Origin of the sequence: Salegentibacter sp., assembly GCF_041642575.1 — a bacterium.
Classification (GTDB): Bacteria; Bacteroidota; Bacteroidia; order Flavobacteriales; family Flavobacteriaceae; genus Salegentibacter.
In genome coordinates this window covers 4054-8039 of sequence record NZ_JBEPWD010000088.1, presented here as the reverse complement: position 1 = coordinate 8039, position 3986 = coordinate 4054, and the positions used below count along the sequence as shown (strand labels likewise).

Sequence of the window (3986 nt, the reverse complement as noted above, 5' to 3'; positions counted from 1 at the left end):
CGAGCGTTTTGGAAGCTATCCAGTGTGACCTCGACAGGATTCAAACCTGTAACCTTCTGAGCCGTAATCAGATGCGCTATTCAGTTGCGCCACGAGGCCTTTATTATTGCCTTTCCTTATCCGGATTAGCGGCTGCAAATATATCGTTTATTTTAAATTCTGAAAAAGAAACCTGAAGTTTTTTAAACTAAATTATCTCTGCGCTCAATCCAGCCTCAAGCAATTTGGAACAACGCGGCTTAAGATCTTCATATGACCCGGTTTTTACGGTACACTTCCCTTTGTAATGAACAAGTAGGGAACATTGTTCAGCTTGCTCAGGGGTATGATCACAGGCATAAATCAAGGTTTCAATAACGTGATCGAAGGTATTATAATCATCGTTATATAAAATGATCTCGTTTTGCTTCTTCTTTTCAGACTTTCTAATAACTTTTTCTAAAACTTCTTCCTTAGTACTCATCATCATCAAATTTTAGGACCTCAAAGGTAATAAAAATCTTATTTAGAAAACTTTACAGCTACCCAGTTATTCCTCTCTAAATGCTCCACATATTTTAGGCCAAGTTCCTCGCACGCCTTTCGGATAGCCGAAATATCATCTTCATAAAATCCGCTCAGGTATAACTCTCCTTTATCTTCCAGGGATGCAACATAAACCGGGAGATCACGCAGGAGAATATTCCTGTTTATATTAGCCAGAATAATATGGTATTTACGACCTTCCAGTAATTCGGCTCCACCTTCTTCCACACTAACATTATCGCAATTATTGCGTTCAACATTTTCCAGGCTGTTCTGGTAGCACCAATTATCAATATCGATGGCATCTACGATATGCGCCCCTTTCATGCTTGCCAAAATGGCTAACACTCCGGTTCCACACCCCATATCCAGGACATTTTTATCGGTGAAGTCATTATTCAGAATATGCTGAATCATCAAATGCGTGGTAGCATGATGCCCTGTTCCAAAGGACATCTTGGGATCTATCACGATCTCGTATTCGGTTTCTGCCGAAGGATGAAATGTCGCCCTGATGCTGCAGCGATCGTCTACGACAATAGGAGTGAAATTCTTCTCCCACTCTTCGTTCCAGTTTACCTTTTCGATCTCCTCTTTTGAGTAGGAAATCTCCACCTCATCAGATTGCAGGATATGCACCTGTGCCAGCAGATCTTCTTCATATTCTTCTACCGGAATATAAGCAGTTACGCCATCTTCCTCTTCCACAAAACTTTCAAATCCCAGGTAACCCAATTCAGCGATAAGGATCTCTGACCCCGGCTGAAGCGGGTCAATTTTAAACCTGAATTCGAAGTAATTCCCCACCATCTTAGAAAGAGTTTACAATCTCAAGAAAATCTACTGCCTTAAGGCTGGCACCGCCTATGAGTCCTCCGTCTACATCTTCTTTCGCGAAGATCTCTGCGGCATTATCGGGCTTCACACTTCCTCCATAGAGAATTGAGACATTTTGCGCGATATCATCATTAAAAGCATCGGCTATATTATTCCTTATAAAAGCATGCATTTCCTGGGCCTGCTCCGGGCTGGCAGTTTCTCCAGTTCCAATTGCCCAAACAGGTTCGTAGGCCAAAACAATATTTTTCCAGTTGTCTTCAGAAATCTGGTATAGGCTTTCTTTCAGTTGCTTTTCAACAAGATTAAAATGATTTTCGCTTTTACGATCTTCAAGTTCCTCCCCAAAACAGAAGATCACCCGCAATTCATTTTCCAGAGCTGCATTTACCTTTTCGGCTAGAATCTCATTTGTTTCGTGGAAATGTGCACGACGTTCACTATGCCCGAGGATAACCGTATTAATTCCAATACTCTTCAGCATTTTGGCAGAAACTTCTCCTGTAAAAGCACCACTTTTAGCCTGATGCATATTTTGCGCAATCACTTGGATGGGAGTACTCTTCAGAGTTTGAAAAGCTTCATATAAATTGGTAAAAGCAGGAGCGACCATCACTTCAGCTTCAGGCTCTTTTACAAGCTGCATTTTTAAGTGCCCTAATAATTCTTTGGTTTCAGCCAGATCGTTATTCATTTTCCAGTTTCCGGCTACTATATTCTTTCTCATAATTTCATTGGTTTATCCTCAAGGGATATTTCACATCTATTTTCTTCAGAAGCAAAACTTCCGTGTATCACAAATATATCCAATAGACGGCACATACGGGTAATGCTCCCGCCATAAAGAGGAGTTTTTACCATTTCTTTAATGAATATGGAAAATGATTTATAATCTTATATCATCAGCGTCATACCAATGCTTCTTTTGGGTGATTGTCCCACGTTTCAGGGTAAGGAGACCCGGATTAGAACGCACTATCGCCTTAAGCGCAGTTTCATCGGTTTGGTAGAAGTCAAAGTTTAGATCGTATCTCTCAATAAGCTCCCGGCGCTCCTCTTCGCCCGAAGCCGTAAGACCTACAACACGATAGCCCTTGCTCAACGCTTCTTCACTAAGTTCCTTAACCGCTTTATATCCGTCTCTTTCAGTTTTCCGAAGATCGTATGCGACAATAAGGAAGACTTTTTCTTCAATCAGAATTTCATCGGTAATATCCTCTCCGTCATCTTCAATCTGAAAATCGGTTACAGGAGGCACATAACCTTCGCTGATTTGTTCGGTTTCCACGTCAATAAATTCTCCGTCAACCTGAGGATACTCTCCAGTGTTTGTAATAATAATTTCTTCCCCATCTTGCTCAAATTTCCATTTATATTCAAAGACAGCTTTGGGAGCGCCCTCGGGAATTTCCATTTGTTCCTTGATATTATTGCCCACTTTATAAGCCCGAAAATCGAAAACCGGAAGATGCATTAGCACATAATAGGCAAACATAAAACTCAGCATAAAAAACAGGAAAATGATCCACCTGTGGGACACCGGCGCAAAAACCGGAGTGATAAATTTTATTTTTACAAATAGGAAAATGATAAGCACCAGCAAGATCACATCTTTATAGAAAGATTGCCAGGGCGTAAGCGGAATAGCATCCCCAAAGCAACCACAATCGGTCACTTTATTGAAGTAAGCTGAATAAAAAGTTAGAAACGTAAAGAAAAGGATCATCAGCAAGAGACTCCACATCGTGAACTTAGGTAGATAACCAATTAGCAACATTATACCCAAAACAAGTTCAAAAACCACAAGGATGATCGCAATCACAAGAGCATAAGGAATAAGGAACTCGAGATTAAGAACGTTTTCCCCAAAATATTCCTGAAGTTTAAATGAAAAACCTACGGGATCATTGAGTTTGATAAATCCTGAAAAAATAAATAAAACCCCAACCAGCACCCTGGCGATTCCAACAAGTAATTTCATATCAGTAGATATTTATATTTTTTCTTTTTTTTCAGCTTCAGCAAACAAGATAAGGGCAAATACCGAATAATTGATCATATCCTGGTAATTGGCATCTATACCTTCGCTCACAAGGGTTTTCCCTTTATTATTTTCTATTTGTTTTACCCTTAGGAGTTTCTGAATGATAAGATCTGTTAGAGAACTTATGCGCATATCGCGCCATGCCTCACCATAATCATGGTTCTTATTTTCCATAAGCTGTCGGGTTTCGGCAATCTTCTCGTCATATAGCTTAAGGGCGGTTTCAGTATCAAGATCGGGTTGGCTGGCAATTCCTTTATCCAACTGAATTAAAGCCATCGCCGAATAATTAATGATACCTATGAATTCAGATTTTTCATCTTCATCTACCTTTTTCGTATTCGATTCCTGAAGTTGGCGAATGCGCTGGGCTTTAATAAATATCTGGTCAGTAAGGGACGGAAGTCTTAAAATACGCCATGCGCTGCCGTAATCTTTCATTTTATGGGCAAACAACGCGCGGCAGGTATCGATCACCGCGTCGTATTGTTTTAAAGTATGCTGCATCTACAAATTCTAATTTGCGTAAATTTCGACAAATAATTCAGATAGTCAAAATTTAATGAATTGCTCACTAGAG

At 40.1% G+C, this 3986-nt stretch carries 5 protein-coding genes and 1 tRNA gene; all 6 read right to left on the bottom strand.

Annotation, left to right across the window (positions count from 1 at the left end):
• Positions 1–25: 25 nt before the first annotated feature.
• Positions 26–99: transfer RNA gene (locus ACESK1_RS10945), tRNA-Arg, on the bottom strand.
• Between the two features lie 88 nt (positions 100–187).
• Positions 188–463, bottom strand: coding sequence for an ATP-dependent Clp protease adaptor ClpS (locus ACESK1_RS10940; RefSeq protein ID WP_372920219.1), 276 nt, complete (start codon positions 461–463; stop codon positions 188–190).
• 38 nt (positions 464–501) lie between these two features.
• The gene (gene prmA, locus ACESK1_RS10935; protein ID WP_372920218.1) at positions 502–1335 is read right to left on the bottom strand and encodes a 50S ribosomal protein L11 methyltransferase; all 834 of its coding nucleotides are present in this window, start codon (positions 1333–1335) and stop codon (positions 502–504) included.
• Between the two features lies 1 nt (position 1336).
• The gene (gene tpiA / locus ACESK1_RS10930; RefSeq protein ID WP_372920217.1) at positions 1337–2089 is read right to left on the bottom strand and encodes a triose-phosphate isomerase; all 753 of its coding nucleotides are present in this window, start codon (positions 2087–2089) and stop codon (positions 1337–1339) included.
• 159 nt (positions 2090–2248) lie between these two features.
• Complete coding sequence (locus ACESK1_RS10925; protein ID WP_372920216.1) at positions 2249–3343, bottom strand: BT_3928 family protein; 1095 nt, start codon at positions 3341–3343, stop codon at positions 2249–2251.
• Between the two features lie 12 nt (positions 3344–3355).
• Positions 3356–3913 (bottom strand): DUF1599 domain-containing protein, encoded by a 558-nt coding sequence (locus ACESK1_RS10920; protein ID WP_372920215.1) that lies wholly within the window; start codon positions 3911–3913, stop codon positions 3356–3358.
• Positions 3914–3986 lie beyond the last annotated feature (73 nt).

Coding starts and splice junctions, on each gene's coding strand:
- tpiA (WP_372920217.1), bottom strand. CDS start 2,089: ATGAGAAAGAATATAGTAGCCGGAAACTGGAAAATGAATAACGATCTG.
- ACESK1_RS10920 (WP_372920215.1), bottom strand. CDS start 3,913: ATGCAGCATACTTTAAAACAATACGACGCGGTGATCGATACCTGCCGC.
- ACESK1_RS10940 (WP_372920219.1), bottom strand. CDS start 463: ATGAGTACTAAGGAAGAAGTTTTAGAAAAAGTTATTAGAAAGTCTGAA.
- prmA (WP_372920218.1), bottom strand. CDS start 1,335: ATGGTGGGGAATTACTTCGAATTCAGGTTTAAAATTGACCCGCTTCAG.
- ACESK1_RS10925 (WP_372920216.1), bottom strand. CDS start 3,343: ATGAAATTACTTGTTGGAATCGCCAGGGTGCTGGTTGGGGTTTTATTT.